The organism is Xinfangfangia pollutisoli (assembly GCF_020179405.1).
Lineage (GTDB): Bacteria > Pseudomonadota > Alphaproteobacteria > Rhodobacterales > Rhodobacteraceae > Pseudogemmobacter > Pseudogemmobacter pollutisoli.
This window is the reverse complement of sequence record NZ_JAICBZ010000003.1, coordinates 24,234-41,373: the sequence shown is the minus strand read 5'-3', so window position 1 is coordinate 41,373 and position 17,140 is coordinate 24,234. Positions and strand designations below refer to the sequence as shown.

Genomic DNA, 17,140 nt, shown 5'->3' with positions numbered 1-17,140 from the left:
CGGCTGGCTATCGTCACGGGAAACCCCAGAGACGAGGGCGGCCGTGACCGAGATTCAGACGCTTGCGCAGGCTCTTGGTCTTTCGCTGGGCTGGCGCGATCTGATGGGGACTGCGTTCACCCTGTCCGAGGAGCGGCTGGCCCAGATCGCGGGCGCGCTGGGCTATGAGGCGGCCGACGCCGCCGCGATCCGGCGCAGCCTGGCGCGGGTGGCGGCCGAAGCCCAGGCGCTGCCAAAGCTGATCACCGCCGAGGCCGGGCAGCCGCAGCCCCTGCCGGCCCGGCTGGTCGGGCGGCGCAAGACCGCCGAGATCACCGGCGAAGACGGGCAAAGCCAGCGGCTGGCGTTGCAGGATGGCGCGCTGCCGGCGCTGGACCGGCCGGGCTATTACACGCTGTCGCTGGGTCAGGATGCGGTGACCCTGGCGGTCGCTCCGCCGCGCTTTACCGGCTTTGATCATTTCGGGCCGGGCAGGTTCTGGGGGCCCTCGGTGCAGATCCCGGCCCTGCGCGGGGCCCGCGCCAGCGCCTTTGGCGATTTCGGCGCCTTGGCCGAGACGGTCGGGCTTTTCGCCGCGCGCGGGGCGGATGCGGTGATGATCAACCCGGTGCATGCGCTGTTTCCCGGCTGGGGCCAGGGGTTCAGCCCCTATTCGCCGTCCAGCCGCACCTTCTTCAACGCCGCCATGGGCGATCCGGCGCTGCTGGGCCTGCCACCCCTGCCCGAGCGGGCGGGCGGCGGGCTGATCGACTGGCCCGGCGCGATGCCCCAGCGGCAGGCCGATCTGCGGGCGGTCTTTGCCGGGCTGTCGCCCGAGCTGCACCAGCGGATCGCGGCGGATAATGCGGCCGAGGGGCCGGCGCTGGTGCGCCATGCGCTTTTCGACGCGCTGGATTGCCGGTTCCGGGCACAGGGCGCCGAGGGCTGGCAGGCCTGGCCTGCCGCCTTCCATGACCCCGAGGGCGCGGCGGCGCAGGCCTTCGCGCGCGAGAATGCCGAGGACGTCGCGTTTCATCTGTTCACCCAATGGCTGGCGCGGCAAAGCCTGGGCGCGGTGCAGGCGCGGGCGCGCGGGGCGGGGATGAAGATCGGGCTTCTGGCCGATCTGGCGGTGGGGGTGCATACCGGCGGCTCGGACAGCTGGGCGATGCGCGGCGCGCTGCTGCAGGGCCTGACCATCGGCGCCCCGCCCGATCCCTTGGGGCCCCTGGGGCAGAACTGGCAACTCACCTCCTTCTCGCCGCAGGGGCTGCGCCAGACCGGCTTTGCGCCCTTCATCGCCATGCTGCGCGCGGCCCTGTCGCGGGCGGGCGGGTTGCGGATCGACCATGCGTTCGGGCTGGCGCGGCTGTGGATCGTGCCCGAGGGGCTGGAGTCGCGCGAAGGCGCCTATCTGGCCTATCCGTTCGACGATCTGATGCGGCTTTGCGCGCTGGAATCCCATCGCGCCGGCGCGCTGATCGTGGCCGAGGATCTGGGGACAAAGCCCTTCGGCTTTTCCGAGGCGATCGCGGCACGCGGCATGCCGGGCATGCGCGTCCTGTGGTTCGAACGCGCGGCCGATCACGGCTTTATCGGGCCGCAGGATTACCCGGCCGACACGGTGGCGATGACCGGCACGCATGACACGGCGACGGTGGCGGGCTGGTGGTCGGGCCGCGATCTGGACTGGGCCGACCGGCTGGGCCGGCTGCCGCCGGGCGCCAGCCGGGCCGACGAAGACTCGCGCCGGGCCTGGGATCGCGGGCTGTTGTGGTCGACCTTCGGCATGCCCGATCCGCGCCCCGCGCCCGAAGACACGGCGCCCGTGGTCGAAGCGGCGCTGCGCCATATCGGCCGCACCGGATCGCGCCTGGCTTTGGCGCCGCTAGAGGACATTCTCGCGCTGCCCGAACAGCCGAACCTGCCCGGCACGATCACCGAACACCCGAACTGGCGCCGCAGGCTGGATGCACCGCTGGTGGATCTGCTGGAAGACCCCGCCACCGCGCAGCGCATCGCCGTGCTGGATCAGACGCGCAAGGCAGGCGGATGAGCGCGGCGGGGCGCGGGCGGCGCCGGGTCGCGCCGATGACGGCCGAGGCGCTGGTCGGCCTGCCGACCCGGGCGCTTCTGGCCCGGCTGCGCGCGCTTCGGGCGCTGCATGACAGTCTTGCTGCCAGCGACTGGAGCGACGAGGAAGCGGCCCTTGCAACGGAAGCGGGCGGGATCGCCTTCAAGGACAGCGCCGACTGGAAGCAGGCCATGGCCGAGGTGAAGGCGGTGCTGGCGACGCGGGGGCATGTTCTTCGCGGCGGCAAAGAGGCGCGGCGCCGGGTGCAGGCGGAAAAGCAGCAACGCTAACCGGCGCGGCCGCGCAGCGACTGGATCGCGTCATGGCCGGCCTTCAGCCCGAAGGCGATGAAAACCAGGCCCATGGCGCGGCCGATCAGCCGGGCATGGCGGCGGTAAAGCTGGCGGATCGGCGCAAGCCCGGTCCAGAACACCACGATCAGATCGGCCAGACAGAAGCCCAGGCCGCAGGCGGCCAGCAGCTGCGCCGCCTCGGCCGGGCCAAGGCCCGCGGCATGCGGGCCCAGAACCGCGGTCAGCATCGCCAGGGCGAAAGGATAGGCCTTGGGGTTCGACAGGCCGAAGGCCAGCCCGGCCCGCCAGGGGTTGCTGACCACGGCCGCCGGCGCCTGATCCTGGGGGGAACGGGGGCGCAGGGCGCGCAGGCCCAGCCAGATCAGATAGGCGCCGCAGGCCAGGCCCAAGAGGTCGAACAACCCCGGCCCCAGACGCGACAGGCCCAGAAGCGCCGCGAGCGCCAGGCAGGTCCAGCAAAGGTCTCCGACCAGATGCGCGGCCAGAAACCGCAGCGCCGCCCCGCGCCCGCGCCCGGCCGAAAGCGACAGCGTGGCCAGCGTCGCAGGCCCGGGCACCAGCACATAGACCATGCCCGCGCCCAGTGCCGCGCCCAGGACGGAAAGCTCCAGCATGTCGGATCCCCCTTTGCCCCCTTCCTTTGCCCTCTGGCGCCATCTGGCAAGCCTGCGCCGCATCGCCGGGGCCTGATCCCGGCCCCGGCGATGCGCGCGCGTGATTGTCTGCATCACAATTCAGCATTTGACCTTGCCGCAATGCGGCGGCACCTTGCGTCTCCGCGCGCCCGAAGCCCCCGTTTGCGACCCGGCCCGCGCCGCCAGGAGCCCCCATGTCGTCATATCCCGCCTCCCCCGCCCGTGCCCCGCTGATCACGCCCGTGCTGATCGCCGGCTCGGTGATCCTGATGATCGGCTTCGCGATCCGCGCCTCGTTCGGGGTGTTCCAGATCCCGGTGGCGCAGGAATTCGGCTGGGCGCGCAGCGAATTCTCGCTGGCCATCGCGATCCAGAACCTGGCCTGGGGCATCGGCCAGCCGCTGTTCGGCGCGGTGGCCGAGCGGTTCGGCGACCGGCGGGCGATCATCGGCGGGGCCCTGCTTTATGCGCTGGGCCTGGTCCTGTCGGCCTATGCCTACGAGCCCTGGCAGCACCAGACCCTGGCGATCCTGGTGGGCTTCGGCATCGCCGGCACCGGCTTTGGCGTGATCCTGGCGATTGTCGGCCGGGCGGCCGCACCCGAGCATCGGTCGATGGCGCTGGGGATCGGCACCGCCGCCGGCTCGGCCGGGCAGGTCTTCGGCGCGCCGACGGCCGAGTTTCTGCTGCAATTCTACACCTGGCACACGGTCTTTCTGGTCTTCGCCGCGGTGATCCTGCTGACGCTGTTCGCGCTGCCGTTCATCCGCTCGCCGCATGTCGCCAGCCGGGCCGAGCTGGAAGAAACCCTGGGCACGGTGCTGGTGCGGGCCTTCAAGGACCCGTCTTTCAGCCTGATCTTCCTGGGCTTCTTCTCATGCGGCTATCAGCTGGCCTTCATCACCGCGCATTTCCCGGCCTTCGTGACCGAGCTGTGCGGCGCGCCGGCGCCGAACGGGATGCTGGCGGCGATGGGGATCACCACATCCTCGGCGCTGGGGGCGGTGTCGATCGCGGTGATCGGGCTGTTCAACATCGTGGGCACGATCACGGCGGGCTGGCTGGGCAAGCGCTATACGAAGAAATACCTGCTGGCCGGGATCTATGTCGCGCGCACCCTGGCCGCGGCGGTGTTCATCCTGCTGCCGATCACGCCCACCTCGGTTCTGGTCTTCTCGGCGGTGATGGGGGCGCTGTGGCTGGCCACCGTGCCGCTGACCTCGGGGCTGGTCGCGCATATCTACGGGCTGCGCTACATGGGCACGCTGTATGGCTTCGTGTTCCTCAGCCACCAGATCGGCGGCTTCCTGGGCGTCTGGCTGGGCGGCAAGATGTATGACCTGAACGGCAGCTATACGCTGGTCTGGTGGATCGGCGTCGGCGTCGGCGCCTTTTCGGCGCTGGTGCATCTGCCGATCCGCGAGCGGGTGATGCCGGTGCCGGGTCCGGTGCCGCGCGCGGCCTGACCCCTCAGGAGGGCAGCCGCGGGGGCGGCCAGACGCGGGGGGCGGGGCCCCCGGCGCTACTGGTCTTGCATCGGCTGGACGACCAGGATCTCCAGATCGCGGTCGGGGCTGAAATCCGTCTTCTCGACCACAAACCGCGTGGGTCCGGTCTTCGTCACCCCGTCCATGCACAGCGAGATCACGTTCTCGGGCGTGCCCTTGTCCAGCGTCAGGCGGAACTTGCCGATCGGGCCGGCCCAGCTGTTGGCGGTGCGCAGGACGTATTGGATGTTCAGGGCCGTGCCGTAATGGCCGTATTCGTCTTCGCCCGGCCGGTCCAGCGCGGTGACGATGGCCTTGGCGGTGCCCTTGTCGATGCAATACTGGTCGACCAGATATTGCTGATACTCTTCCGGCGGATCCGCATAATAGAACACCCCGCCCGAGGGGCGGTTTTCGTAATCGTGATGCACCCGCAGCTCGGCCCCGGCCGGGAAGGTCTGGGTCCAGTGATAGCGATAGACGATGGACCACAGCGGAAAGGCCTCGGGCGGGACGCCCTGGGTCGGATAGCCTTCGTAATAATCGGCAAGGCCGGCAGCCTTGGCGGCGGCCTGATCGGCGGGCGACAGCGCCAGAAGGGCCGCGCTGACCGCCTGGAAATCCAGCGTCAGCGGCAGGCCGAAGCGCGCCAGCTCGGCGGTCACGTCGCGGCCGGGCGTGTCATACTGTTCGTTCAGCGGCCGGTTCTCTTGCCATTCCGGCTCGATCACGGCGATGCGGTCGATCTTCACCGCCACCGGCACGCCATCGACGCTGGCCTGGAAATTCACCAGATTGTCGCGGGTCAGATCCTCGGGCAGGTTCCACATCGCTTCCATCATCGACCAGACGCCGATCGGCGGCAGCGGGAAGATCACCTCGCCGGTCACGTCCTGATCGGTCAGGTTGCGGAACAGGTAATCGACCGCGATCCGGTCGGTGCCGATGAACAGGTCTTCCTCCTGCATGGCGATGGCATCGGTCTGGCCGAAGGTCAGGCCCGTGGCCGACAGTCCGCCCCAGCCATCATTGGCGCGGGCGGCAGGGGCAAGGGGAAGCAGGCCAAGCGAAAGGGTCAGAACAAGGGCGCGCATGAAACCTCCGGCGGGACAAGGCAGGCCCATCTGACGCAGGGGCCGGGGCGGGCGCAAGGCTCTTGCGGGGCCCAGCCGGCCCTGCCATGAAGTCCGAGAGGGCGGAGGAGGAGAAGGTCATGCGCGCAGGCATCGCTTGCCTGGTGTTCAGCTATGTGCTGTCGCAATTCTATCGGGCCTTCCTGGCGGTGCTGACCCCGGTGCTGGAAACCGATCTGGGCGCCACGAAGGCGCAGCTGGCCAGTGCCTCGGGCGCCTGGTTCCTGGCCTTTGCCGCGATGCAACTGCCGGTGGGCGTGGCGCTTGACCGGTTCGGCCCGCGGCTGACCGCCTCGGCCTGCCTGATGGTCGGCGCGGCGGGGGCGGCGATTTTCGCCTCGGCCGGATCGCCGCAGATGCTGATCCTGGCCATGGCGCTGATCGGGGTGGGCTGTTCGCCGGTGTTGATGGCCAGCTATTACATCTTCGCGCGCGAGTTTTCGGCCGCGGCCTTCGCCACGCTGGCGGCGGCGACGATCGGCATCGGATCGCTGGGCAACATCGCCGCCTCGCTGCCGCTGACCGCCGCGGCGGAGGCCTTCGGCTGGCGCGAGACGGTCTGGGCGCTGGCGGGGCTGACGGCGGCGATCGGGGTTGCCGTGGGGCTGTGGGTGCGCGATCCGGTCAGGGTGCCGCTGGGGCAGGGCGGATCGGTGCTGTCTTTGCTGGCCAATCCGGCGCTTTGGCCGATCCTGGCGATGATGTTTGTCTGCTATGCCCCGGCGGCGGGGCTGCGGGGCCTGTGGCTGGGCCCCTATTTCGGCGATGTCTGGCACTACAGCCGGCCCGAGATCGGCCAGGCCGGCCTGTGGATGGGGCTGGCCATGGTGGCGGGCAGCTTTGCCTATGGGCCGCTGGACCGCTGGTTCGGCACGCTGAAATGGGTGATCTTTCCCGGCAATCTGCTGATGTTCCTGTGCCTTCTGGGCCTGGCGCTGTGGCCGGCGCAATCGGATCTGCTGTCCCTGGGCTTCCTGATCGGCGTGGGCTTTTTCGGATCCACCTTCCCGCTGGTCATCGCCCATGCCCGCGCCTTCTTCCCGAACCATCTGGTCGGGCGCGGGGTGACGCTGGTCAACCTGTTCGGCATCGCTTCGACCGGGCTTCTGCAAGAGGTGTCGGGACGGATCCATGCCACGACCGCCGCCTCGGCCGCCGATCCCGCCGCCCCGTTCCGGGCGGTGTTCCTGTTCATCGCGCTGGCCGTGGCGCTGGGTCTGGGCGCATATCTTATGTCACAGGATCGCCGCGGCTGAGCCGCGCCCCCTTTTCCGCCTTCCCCCGGGGGTTCCTTTGCGCTAAGGGGCCGCGTCCCCATGGTCGGGGACGATTTGGAGGACCCCGATGGGCTATAAGGTCGTCGTCGCGGGTGCCACGGGCAACGTGGGCCGCGAAATGCTGAACATCCTCGCCGAGCGCGAGTTCCCGGTCGATGAGATCGCTGCGCTGGCGTCGCGAAAATCTCTGGGCACCGAAGTCAGCTTCGGCGACAAGACTCTCAAGACCAAGGACCTCGACACGTTCGATTTCACTGGCTGGGACATCGCGCTGTTCGCGGTGGGCTCGGACGCGACGAAACTTTATGCGCCCAAGGCCGCCGCCGCGGGCTGTGTCGTGATCGACAACTCGTCGCTTTATCGCTACGACCCCGAGATCCCGCTGATCGTGCCGGAAGTGAATGCCGATGCGATCATGGGCTATGCCAAGCGCAACATCATCGCCAATCCCAACTGCTCGACCGCGCAGATGGTGGTGGCGCTGAAGCCGATCCATGACCGGGCGAAGATCAAGCGGGTGGTCGTGTCGACCTACCAGTCGGTCTCGGGCGCCGGCAAGGAAGGCATGGACGAGCTGTGGAACCAGACCAAGGCGATCTACAACCCGGTCGATGACGTTCCGCCGAAGAAGTTCACCAAGCAGATCGCCTTCAACGTGATCCCGCATATCGACGTGTTCCTGGACTCGGGCGAGACCAAGGAAGAATGGAAGATGGTCGCCGAGACCAAGAAGATCCTGGATCCCAAGATCAAGGTCACGGCCACCTGCGTGCGGGTGCCGGTTTTCGTCGGCCATTCGGAATCGGTGAACATCGAGACCGAAGACTTCCTGGATTGGCAGGAAGCGCAGGACATCCTGCGCGAGGCGCCGGGCGTGATGCTGGTCGATAAGCGCGAGCCGGGCGGCTATGTCACCCCGGTCGAATGCGTGGGCGAATATGCGACCTATATCAGCCGCGTGCGGCAGGATTCGACCGTCGAGAACGGGCTGAACCTGTGGTGCGTCAGCGACAACCTGCGCAAGGGCGCGGCGCTGAACGCGGTGCAGATCGCCGAGCTGCTGGGCCAGCGGGTGCTGAAAAAGGGCTAAGGGTTTCTTAACCCTGTCCTGCAAGGGTCTCGGCCATGGCCGAGACCCTTTTTCATTGCGACGATGCGCTTTGGCAGCGTTTCACCGCGCTGTGCCGCGACCGGGACGAAACGCCCGGCGCCGCTTTGGCGCGGGCTTTCCCGGCCATCCGCGCCCCGGCCTTGCCCGGCAGGCCCTTTCCCCGCGCTGAGTTTCGCCTTGCGCCCGGCCGCCGCCCGGTCTTTCCTGCGCCAAAGCACAGCGAAAGGCCCCGCCCATGACCCTTCCCACCCTTGCCCTGAATGACGGCCACAGCCTTCCGCAACTGGGCTTCGGCCTTTGGCAGGTGCCGGCGGCGCAGACGGCCGAGGTCACCGCCACGGCGCTGCGGCTGGGCTATCCGCTGGTCGACGGGGCCGCGATCTATGGCAATGAGATCGGCCAGGGCGAAGGCATCCGTGCCAGCGGCATCGCGCGCGAGAAGATCTTCGTCACCACCAAGGTCTGGAACAGCGAACAGGGCTATGACCGCACGCTGAAGGCGGTGCGCGACAGTCTGGACCGGCTGGGCCTGCCCTGGGTCGATCTGATCCTGATCCACTGGCCCACGCCCGCCCGCGACCTTTACCTTGAAACCTGGCGCGCGCTGATCAAGGCCCGGGACGAGGGGCTGTGCCGGTCGATCGGCGTGTCGAATTTCCACCAGCCGCATCTGCAGCGCCTGATCGGCGAGACGGGCGTGGTGCCGGCGGTGAACCAGGTCGAGGTCAATCCGCGGCTGCAGCAGCCCGGCCTGCGCGCCTTCCATGCCGCGCAGGGCATCGTCACCCAAAGCTGGACGCCGCTGGGCCAGGGCAAAAGCTTTGCCGCAGCACCCATCGCCGCCGCCGCGGCGCGCTGCGGCAAAAGCCCGGCTCAGGTGATCCTGCGCTGGCATCTGCAGATCGGCGCCGCGGTCATTCCGCGCTCGACCCGGGCGGCGGGGCTGGCCGAGAACCTGGCGCTGTTCGACTTCGCCCTGACCGAGGCCGAAATGGCGGCGATCGCCGCTTTGGATGAGGGCCAGCGCTGCGGCCCCGATCCCGATACATTCGAGATCGTCTGATCGGCGCGACGCAGGCCGGGGCGCCGGGCTTGGGACCGGGATTCCGGCCTTGCGGCCCGGGCGTTCGGGCGCATGATGGGGCGTCCTTCCGTGACCCGAGGTCCTGTCATGCGCCGTCTTCTTGCCCTTCTTCTTGCCACCACCGCCTTGCCGGCCCTGGCCGAGACGATCCCGGCCGAAAGCCGCATCACCGCCGTGACGGTCTATCCCGACGGGGCGAAGATCACCCGCGAGGTCGACTTCACCACCGCCAGTGCCGGGGCGCATGACCTGTTGGTCACCGACCTGCCCGGCGGCACGGAAACCCGGCTGATGCAGCTGTCGGGCAGCGCGGGGATCAGCTTCGGCGCCTTCTCGCTGCGCTCGGACCGCTTGCCGCCGCGGCCCGAGGCGTTGACGCCCGAGCAGGAGGCCGCGAAGACCGCGCTGGATGCGGCCAAGGCGGCCGAACGCAGCGCCCTTGCCGCGGTCGAGGCGGTGCAGGCGCGGATCACCGCCGCCAATGCCAGCGCGGCCTTCCTGACCTCGTTCAGCGGCACGCTGCCCGACAGCGCCACGCCCGAAAGCCTGAAGGCCATGGCCGAGATGGTGGGCCGCGAAACCCTGGCGGCGGCCGAAGCGGCGGCGCGGGCCAAGGCGGACCTCTGGGCCGCGCAGGACGCGCTGGAGCAGGCGCAGAAGGCCCGGGCCGAGGCGCAGGCCGCCTATGACGCGCTGCCGGCGGGCGACAGCGCCTATACCGCTTTGTCGGTGGCGGTGGACACGGCCGAAGCCGGGCCCGGCAAGATCACCATCACCCATTACGTCGATGGCGCCGGCTGGCGGCCGGTCTATGACCTGAACCTGACCCGCGCGGGCGGCAACCATCTGGCCATCGACCGCGCGGTCATGGTCAGCCAGGACACGGGCGAAGACTGGGCCGGCGTCGCGCTGACCCTGTCAACCTCGCGCCCGGCCGATCAGGCCGCGCCCTCGGCGCTGTGGCCCGACCTGCGGCGGATCGGGCCGGAACCCAGCTCGGAAGATTACGCCCGCGTCACCGAAGCGATGCCGGGCGGCGGGGCGATGATGGAGGTGGAGCCGGCCATGGTGCCCGCCCCGGTCACCGCCACGGCCGCGATCGAAGGCGATACGGTCGTCTATCCCTATCCGGGCACGGTCGACATCGCCTCGGGGGTCGAGGATCTGCGCCTGCCGCTGGACCGGATCGAGACCGCGCCGGTGGTCTATGCCAAGGCGGTGCCGCGCTGGGACCGCTCGGCCTTCGTGATGGCGGAATTCGTCAATCCGGGCGACGAGCCCCTGCTGCCGGGCGAGGCGCTGATCTTCCGCGAAGGCGTGTTGGTGGGCAGCCAGTATCTGGATCTGATCGCCCCCGGGGCCGAGGCCGACCTGCCCTTCGGTGCGCTGGAAACGCTGCGGATCAGCCGCGACATGCCGCAGCGGGATTCGGGGCAGACGGGCTTCCTGTCGACCTCGAACGAGGCCAGCGAAACGGCGGTGCTGAAGCTGGAAAACCTGGGCAGCGAAAGCTGGCCGGTGCGGGTCTATGACCAGATTCCCTATTCGGAACAGTCGGATCTGACGATCACGCTCAGCGCCGATCCCGCGCCCACGGTGCAGGATGTCGATGGCCAGCGCGGCATTCAGCAATGGGATTTCGATCTTGCGGCGGGCGAAAAGCGCGAGATCAGCCTCAGCTACCGGATGCGCTGGCCCGAGGGGATGGTGCTGCAATAAGGCGCCCGGCCGACATGTGCCGCTTGCCTGCGAAACCGGGCTGGCGGGCGACCTGAAACCCCGCCGCGGCCAGCGCGCGGCGGACATGGCCGGCGGCGGTATAGGTGGCGAATGTGCCCTCGGGTGCGGTGTGGCGGGCGACCTGGGACATCAGGTCTTCACCCCACATTTCGGGGTTCTTCGCCGGCGAGAACCCATCCAGGAACCAGGCATCGGCGCGGCCCGGCCAGCGCGGCAGCGTGTCGCGCACATCGCCCAGGATCAGCGCGACCTGCAGGCCCGGCAGGGCAATCTCGGTGGCGCCTTTGGCGCGGGCGGCGATCAGCGGCGCGGCGATGGCCGCAGCCTCGGGGAAGGCCGCCAGCGCGCGCGCCATGTCGGGCGCGGCCATCGGGAAGGCCTCGAATGTGGTGAAGTGCAGCGTGCCGGGTGCGCCCATCGCCTGCCAGGCCAGCGCCAGGGCCAGCAGGTTCAGCCCGGTGCCGAAGCCCAGTTCGGCAACATGGAACCCGTCCCGCAGCCTGTCGGGCAGGCCATTGCCGGCCAGGAAGACATGCCGCGTCTCGTCCAGCCCGCCCGCCAGCGAGAAATACGGGTCGTCGAAGGCGCGGGCGACCGGGATCGCGCCGTCCTTCCAGTCGAGTTCCGGTTGTAGGCTGTCGGTCATCGTCCTATCCCCTGACCCGGATCATCTGGGCCAGGGAGACTGCGATGGCAAGCGTCGATGTGACGGTGCGGGGCGGCGGGATCTTTGGCCTGGCGGTGGCCTGGGCCTGCGCGCGGCGCGGCGCGCGGGTGCGGCTGATCGAGACGGCGCGGATCGGCGCCGGGGCCTCGGGCGGGCTGGTGGGGGCGCTGGCGCCCTTCGCGCCCGAGGGCTGGAATGCGCTGAAGGCGTTTCAGCTGGACAGCCTGCTGATGGCCGAGGCCTGGTGGGGCGCGGTGGCGGCGGCGGGCGGGGTCGATCCGCTGTATCGCCGCTCGGGCCGGTTGCAGCCGCTGGCCGATGCGGCAGCGGTGGCGGCGGCGCGGCAGCGGGCAGATGCGGCGCGCGATCTGTGGCAGGGCCGGGCCGAATGGCGGGTGGTCGCGGCGGCCGGGGCCGCGTGGGAGCCCGCCTCGCCCACCGGGCTGTTGGTCGAGGACACGCTGACCGCGCGCCTGTCGCCGCGCGCGGCGGGGGCGGCGCTGGTGGCGGCTTTGCGGGCGGCGGGGGCCGAGATCGTGATCGGCGATGCGCCCGAGGACGGGGCCGTCGTGCATGCCACCGGGGCGGCGGGGCTGGCCGATCTGTCGGCGGATTTCGGGCGCAAGCTGGGCGCGGGGGTCAAGGGGCAGGCGGTGCTGCTGCGCCATGACGCGGCGGCGCTGCCGCAGATCTATGCCGGCGGTCTGCATGTCGTGCCGCATGGTGACGGGACGGTGGCGATCGGCTCGACCTCCGAGACGGACTGGCAGGTCGCGGGGCCCGACGAGCAGGCCGAGGCGCTGGTGGCGCGGGCGCGGGCGGTGATGCCGGCCCTGGCCGCAGCACCCGTGCTGGAACGCTGGGCGGGCGTGCGGCCTAGGGCGAAAAGCCGGGGGCCGGTTCTGGGCGCATGGCCAGGGCGGCCCGGGCATTTCGTCGCGAATGGCGGCTTCAAGATCGGCTTCGGCCTGGCGCCGAAGGCGGCCGAAGGCATGGCTGATCTGATCCTGAACGGCAATTTTGATATTCCCGACCGCTTCTCGGTCGAGGCGCTGCTGGGCTAAAGCGACAGCGCCAGTTTGCGGCCCTCATGGAAGGCATAGGCCGCAAGGCGGGGGGCCGCGCAGTCGCCGATGCGATGGGTGTCCTTGCCGGGAAAGGTCTCGGGCCAGGGATCAAAACTGCGGTTCGTGGTCGACATGATCAGGGCCGAGGCCGGGATCAGCTGCTCCGCGCCGGTCAGCAGGCTGCGCACCGTGGCGCCATTGCCATGCCAGCGCGCGATCAGGCTTTCGGTCACGAAGCGCGCGCCCTTCTGCGCCAGCGCACGCCGGGCGGCGCCATCGGCGGCGGTTCGGGAAATCTCTTGTCCGACATAGGCTTGCGGCGTGACGATGGTGACCTGATGGCCCTGTTCGGCCAGAAACCAGGCCGTGCCCACGCCCCGCCAGTTCGAGCCCTCGTCATACAGGATCACCGCGCTGCCCGGCCGCACCTCACGCCGCAGCACCGCTTCGGGGCTGTGGACATGGCCGTTTTCCAGCCCCGGCAAACTCGCCTCTCCGGGCAGCCAGCGCTGGAAACCCGCCTCGTCCGGCAGCGATCCGGTGGCGAGGACCATGACATCGGCCGGATGGGCGGCGATCTCGTCTTCATCCAGGAACGTGTTCAGCCGCAGGGTTACCCCAAGGTTTGTGAACTGGCGTTCATACCACTCGATCAGGTCCAGAATCTGCGCCCGGCGCGGTTGCTGGCCGGCGAGCCGAAACTGGCCGCCGATCACCGGCAGCGCCTCGACAAGCTCGACCCTATGGCCGCGTTCGGCGGCGGCGCGGGCGGCTTCCAGACCGGCCGGGCCGGCGCCCACGACCAAAACCGAACGTTTGTTCGGTGATGGCGTGAAGCGGTCGCCGCCCCATTCGAATTCGCGCCCCGCGCTGGGATTGATCAGGCAGGAAATCCAGTAATCGCGCGAGCGCCGGCCCCAGCACATCTGGTTGCACGAGATGCAGCCACGGATGTCTTCGGCCCGCCCCTCCATCACCTTGCGCGCCAGATGCGGATCGGCGATCTGGCCGCGCACGATGCTGACCAGATCGGCCTCGCCCGCCGACAGGATCGTCTCGGCATTGTCGGGTGTTCGAATGCCGGCTTCCGAGGTTATCTTCGCATGCTTAACAACCGCTTTCAGCGCCGCCGTCAGCGGCGTTGTCAGCTTTTCGGCATGGGTGAAGGGCGGGATGATCCGTTCGAAATCCAGATAGCTGCCGGCGCCCACGGTGACGTAATCGACATGGCCGGTCGCATCATGCAGGGCGACGATTTCGCTCATCGCCTCTAGCCCCAGAGTGACCTCGGTGAAGATCTCGGAATGGCTGATCGCAAGGCCGATGACGAAATCTTCGCCACAGGCGCGGCGGATGTTTTCGATCAGCCTGCGGGAAAAGCGGGTGCGGTTTTCCAGGGACCCGCCCCATTCGTCGTCGCGGGTGTTGGACCAGGGGGTCCAGAACTGATCGAGGAGCGAATGGTAGGCGGCCCAGACCTCGACCCCGTCATAGCCACAGGCTTTGGCGCGGATCGCGGCGGCGGTGTGGGCATCAAGGATCTCGTTGATTTCGTTGACAGTCATCCGGTGGCTGCCGTCGCTGTCATGGTAGGAGGGCCCGCCCGAGGGCGACCAGTGCGGTTGGAAGGACAGGTCGGAATCGCCATGGGCGCCGACATGGTAGATCTGCTGGATGGCGACCGCGCCGGCCTGTTTGATCGCCGCGGTGATCGGGCGGAAAGGGGCGATGATGTCGTCGGATTCGGGGCGCAGGTTGCGGCCGGTCAAGACGCCGGTGCGATGGGCGGGCACGGGTTCGCAGACCACCATCGCCGCACCGCCCAGCGCGCGTTCGATCAGATAGCCGCCCTGGCGGGGGCCGGGCAGGCCCTGATCGGCCATGTTGTTGGTATGGGCCCCAAAAACCATGCGGTTGCGCAGCGTATGGCCGCGCAATTGCAGGGGCGAGGTGAGGTGGCGGTGTTGCATCTGCAAGGTCCGGGAAGCTGCCTCGATGCAGCAAAGGCTAGCCCCGAAGGCCAGGAAGGCTTGCCGGAAAGCGTCGTTTCGGCGTCTGCTTTCCGTCTTCCGCCAGTCTTCCGGCCGTCTTCCTTGCGTCTTCCTTTCGTCTCTACCGATTCCCGCACGCAGGCGCGGGAATCGGCATGTCTTGTGCGCTTCCGCTTATTCGGCCGCGTCCTTCACGGTGAAGTCGTAGCCCGAGATGCCCTTGGGTTCGAGGAATTCCTCGATCCCCCAGATGCCGCCTTCGCGGGCGCGGCCCGACTGTTTGACGCCGCCGAAGAACGACCCGGCGCCGCGCGGCTTGCCGTTCATCTCGATCATGCCGGCCTGCAGGCGGCGGGCCAGACGGTTCGAGCGGGCGGGATCGCCCGACTGGACGTAATTGGTCAGGCCATAGGGCGTGTCATTGGCGATGGCGACGGCTTCCTCTTCGGTGTCGAAGGGGATCATGCACATCACCGGGCCGAAGATTTCCTCGCGCTCGATCGTCATGCCGGGTTTCACATCGGCAAAGATCGTGGGCTTCACATAGAAGCCGCGGTTGAAGCCTTCGGGCAGGCCGGGGCCGCCGGTGGCCAGGCGCGCGCCTTCGTCGATGCCCTTCTGGATATAGCCCTGGATCTGGTCCCATTGCCGCTTGTTCACGACCGGGCCGATATGGGCGCCGTGTTCCAGCGCCGGGCCGACCGGGATCGATTCGGCCACGGCCACCGCCTTGGCCACGGCGGTTTCGTAGAACGAGCGTTCCACCAGCATGCGCGAGGGGGCGTTGCAGGACTGGCCGGTGTTTTCCATCATCCGGCGGACCGAGCGTTCGACGGCCTTGTCATCGGCATCGGCAAACACAAGGTTGGCGCCCTTGCCGCCCAGTTCCAGCACCACGCGTTTCAGCGTTTCGGCGGCGGCCTTGGAAATCGCCTTGCCGGCCCGGGTGGAGCCGGTGAACGAGATCATCTGCACGTCCGGGTGAGTCGACAGTTGCGAGCCCACGCCCGCGCCGTCGCCATTCACCAGGTTGAAGACCCCGGCGGGGATGCCCGCGTCATGGCAGAATTCGGCGAACATCATCGCATCCAGCGGCGCCTCTTCCGAGGGTTTCAAGACGCAGGTGCAGCCGGCCAGCATGGCGGGAATGGCCTTCAGCGCGACCTGGTTCACCGGCCAGTTCCAGGGCGTGATCAGGCCGACGACGCCAATCGGCTCCATCGCCACGGCGGGCTGGGGTTTTTCGGCCGGCACCGAGGGGTCCAGCGGGCGGACCCATTCGATCTTCTCGAAGGCCTTCAGGAAATTCGTGGTGTGCCAGGGCAGGCAGGGCGCCTGGTCGGACAGGGCGAAGTCGATCGGCGCGCCCATCTCCATGGCGATGACCTTGGCAAATTCCTGCACCCGGGCTTCGTATTGATCGAGGATCTTCGCCACCAGCCGCGCCCGTTCGGCGGGCGGCGTGGCCGACCAGCCGGGCAGGGCTGCCTTGGCGGCGGCTACGGCGGCATCGGTATCGGCCTGGTCGCCCAGCGAGATGACCGCGCAGGGCTCTTCGGTCGAGGGGTCGATGACGTTGTAATCGCGGGCCTTGGCGGGGGCGACCCAGGCGCCGTTGATATAGAAGTCGCGCTTTGTCAGCATTGCCGTCTCCACAACCGGGGAATTTGATCAATTCTGTCGCGGCGCGGCCAAAGCCGCAAGCGACCAAGCGACGGAATGCGGTCGGGAAACGCTGCATTCCGGCGGAAGGCGCGGCATTGTGCCGGCGGGCGGCTTGGGACGGGCATTCTGTTCTGATCCGGGCCGGCGGTCTTTTGTTCTCTTTTGTCGCATTGGTTGCACGGGGGGGTGAAACTCTTTCCCTCTGGGGCTATGTCTTCGGACAGGAACCGAACAGGAGTTTGCCATGTCCATCCGCATCAATGACATCGCCCCCGATTTCACTGCCGAATCGACGGCCGGAACGATCAAGTTCCACGACTGGCTGGGCGACAGCTATGCGATCATCTTCAGCCATCCGCGCGATTTCACCCCGGTCTGCACGACCGAATTCGGCGCCGTGGCGCAGCTGGCGCCGGAATGGGCCAAGCGCAACACCAAGGTGATCGGCGTTTCGGTCGATTCGGTCGACGATCACGGCAAGTGGAAGCGCGACATCGAGGCCTTCGCCGGCAGCCCGGCCGATTTCCCGATCATCGACGACACCTCGCTGACGGTGGCCAAGGCCTATGACATGCTGCCGGCCGAATATTACCTGCCGTCCGAAGGCCGCACGCCGGCCAACACCGCCACGGTGCGCACGGTCTATATCATCGGGCCGGACAAGAAGGTGCGGCTGACCATGACCTATCCGATGTCGGTGGGCCGGAACTTCGCCGAGATCCTGCGGGCGCTGGACGCGGTGCAGGCGACCGATGGCGTGCCGATCGCCACGCCGGCCAACTGGGTTCCGGGCCAGGACGTGATCGTGGCGCTGTCGCTGAACAATGAGCAGGCCAAGGAAAAGTTCGGCGAGCTGGACATCAAGCTGCCCTATCTGCGCTTCGCCAAGCGCCCGGTCTGAACCGGCAAGCCCCCG

Annotated in this window: 14 protein-coding genes; 9 read left to right on the top strand and 5 right to left on the bottom strand. The window is 68.7% G+C overall.

The annotated features are described in order from the left end of the window. The first annotated feature begins 43 nt into the window (after positions 1-43). Positions 44-2,035 carry a 4-alpha-glucanotransferase gene (gene malQ / locus K1Y73_RS02030; RefSeq protein ID WP_225026250.1) on the top strand — a complete coding sequence of 664 codons (1,992 nt, stop codon included), beginning with the start codon at positions 44-46 and terminating at the stop codon, positions 2,033-2,035. Next, complete coding sequence (locus tag K1Y73_RS02025) at positions 2,032-2,343, top strand: hypothetical protein (RefSeq protein ID WP_225026249.1); 312 nt, start codon at positions 2,032-2,034, stop codon at positions 2,341-2,343. The genes malQ and K1Y73_RS02025 overlap by 4 nt, the downstream gene beginning before the upstream one ends. Here the strand turns inward: K1Y73_RS02025 and K1Y73_RS02020 are convergent. Beyond that, positions 2,340-2,981 carry a LysE family translocator gene (locus K1Y73_RS02020; protein WP_225026248.1) on the bottom strand — a complete coding sequence of 214 codons (642 nt, stop codon included), beginning with the start codon at positions 2,979-2,981 and terminating at the stop codon, positions 2,340-2,342. The genes K1Y73_RS02025 and K1Y73_RS02020 overlap by 4 nt on opposite strands. Positions 2,982-3,196: 215 nt before the next feature. Between K1Y73_RS02020 and K1Y73_RS02015 the strand changes: the two genes are divergently transcribed. Beyond that, positions 3,197-4,468 carry an MFS transporter gene (locus K1Y73_RS02015; protein ID WP_225026247.1) on the top strand — a complete coding sequence of 424 codons (1,272 nt, stop codon included), beginning with the start codon at positions 3,197-3,199 and terminating at the stop codon, positions 4,466-4,468. 56 nt (positions 4,469-4,524) lie between these two features. Here the strand turns inward: K1Y73_RS02015 and K1Y73_RS02010 are convergent, their stop codons facing one another. Continuing rightward, positions 4,525-5,583 carry a DUF4424 family protein gene (locus tag K1Y73_RS02010; protein WP_225026246.1) on the bottom strand — a complete coding sequence of 353 codons (1,059 nt, stop codon included), beginning with the start codon at positions 5,581-5,583 and terminating at the stop codon, positions 4,525-4,527. A 119-nt stretch (positions 5,584-5,702) separates the two neighbouring features. On the opposite strand from K1Y73_RS02010, the gene K1Y73_RS02005 reads away from it, so the two are divergent. The 4 genes from K1Y73_RS02005 (at position 5,703) to K1Y73_RS01990 (ending at position 10,813) form a co-directional block, all read left to right on the top strand. Beyond that, on the top strand, positions 5,703-6,878 hold the full coding sequence (locus K1Y73_RS02005; protein WP_225026245.1) for an MFS transporter: 1,176 nt from the start codon (positions 5,703-5,705) through the stop codon (positions 6,876-6,878). Between the two features lie 88 nt (positions 6,879-6,966). Continuing rightward, the gene (locus K1Y73_RS02000) at positions 6,967-7,989 is read left to right on the top strand and encodes an aspartate-semialdehyde dehydrogenase (RefSeq protein WP_225026244.1); all 1,023 of its coding nucleotides are present in this window, start codon (positions 6,967-6,969) and stop codon (positions 7,987-7,989) included. A 256-nt stretch (positions 7,990-8,245) separates the two neighbouring features. Further along, positions 8,246-9,073, top strand: coding sequence for an aldo/keto reductase (locus K1Y73_RS01995; RefSeq protein WP_225026243.1), 828 nt, complete (start codon positions 8,246-8,248; stop codon positions 9,071-9,073). Positions 9,074-9,181: 108 nt separating this feature from the next. Continuing rightward, positions 9,182-10,813: a DUF4139 domain-containing protein gene (locus tag K1Y73_RS01990; protein ID WP_225026242.1), complete on the top strand. Its 1,632-nt coding sequence runs from the start codon at positions 9,182-9,184 to the stop codon at positions 10,811-10,813. Here K1Y73_RS01990 and mnmD read toward each other — a convergent pair. Then, entirely contained in the window at positions 10,770-11,480 is a 711-nt protein-coding gene (gene mnmD, locus K1Y73_RS01985; protein WP_225026241.1) for a tRNA (5-methylaminomethyl-2-thiouridine)(34)-methyltransferase MnmD, read from the bottom strand. The two genes, K1Y73_RS01990 and mnmD, sit on opposite strands and share 44 nt — an antisense overlap. Before the next feature lie 44 nt (positions 11,481-11,524). On the opposite strand from mnmD, the gene K1Y73_RS01980 reads away from it, so the two are divergent. Then, positions 11,525-12,565 carry an NAD(P)/FAD-dependent oxidoreductase gene (locus K1Y73_RS01980; RefSeq protein ID WP_225026240.1) on the top strand — a complete coding sequence of 347 codons (1,041 nt, stop codon included), beginning with the start codon at positions 11,525-11,527 and terminating at the stop codon, positions 12,563-12,565. On the opposite strand, the gene K1Y73_RS01975 is transcribed toward K1Y73_RS01980, so the two are convergent. Continuing rightward, on the bottom strand, positions 12,562-14,538 hold the full coding sequence (locus K1Y73_RS01975) for an oxidoreductase (RefSeq protein ID WP_225026239.1): 1,977 nt from the start codon (positions 14,536-14,538) through the stop codon (positions 12,562-12,564). The two genes, K1Y73_RS01980 and K1Y73_RS01975, sit on opposite strands and share 4 nt — an antisense overlap. A gap of 195 nt (positions 14,539-14,733) precedes the next feature. Beyond that, positions 14,734-16,203 carry an aldehyde dehydrogenase family protein gene (locus tag K1Y73_RS01970; RefSeq protein ID WP_225026238.1) on the bottom strand — a complete coding sequence of 490 codons (1,470 nt, stop codon included), beginning with the start codon at positions 16,201-16,203 and terminating at the stop codon, positions 14,734-14,736. Between the two features lie 265 nt (positions 16,204-16,468). Between K1Y73_RS01970 and K1Y73_RS01965 the strand changes: the two genes are divergently transcribed. Next, on the top strand, positions 16,469-17,125 hold the full coding sequence (locus tag K1Y73_RS01965) for a peroxiredoxin (RefSeq protein ID WP_225026237.1): 657 nt from the start codon (positions 16,469-16,471) through the stop codon (positions 17,123-17,125). Positions 17,126-17,140 lie beyond the last annotated feature (15 nt).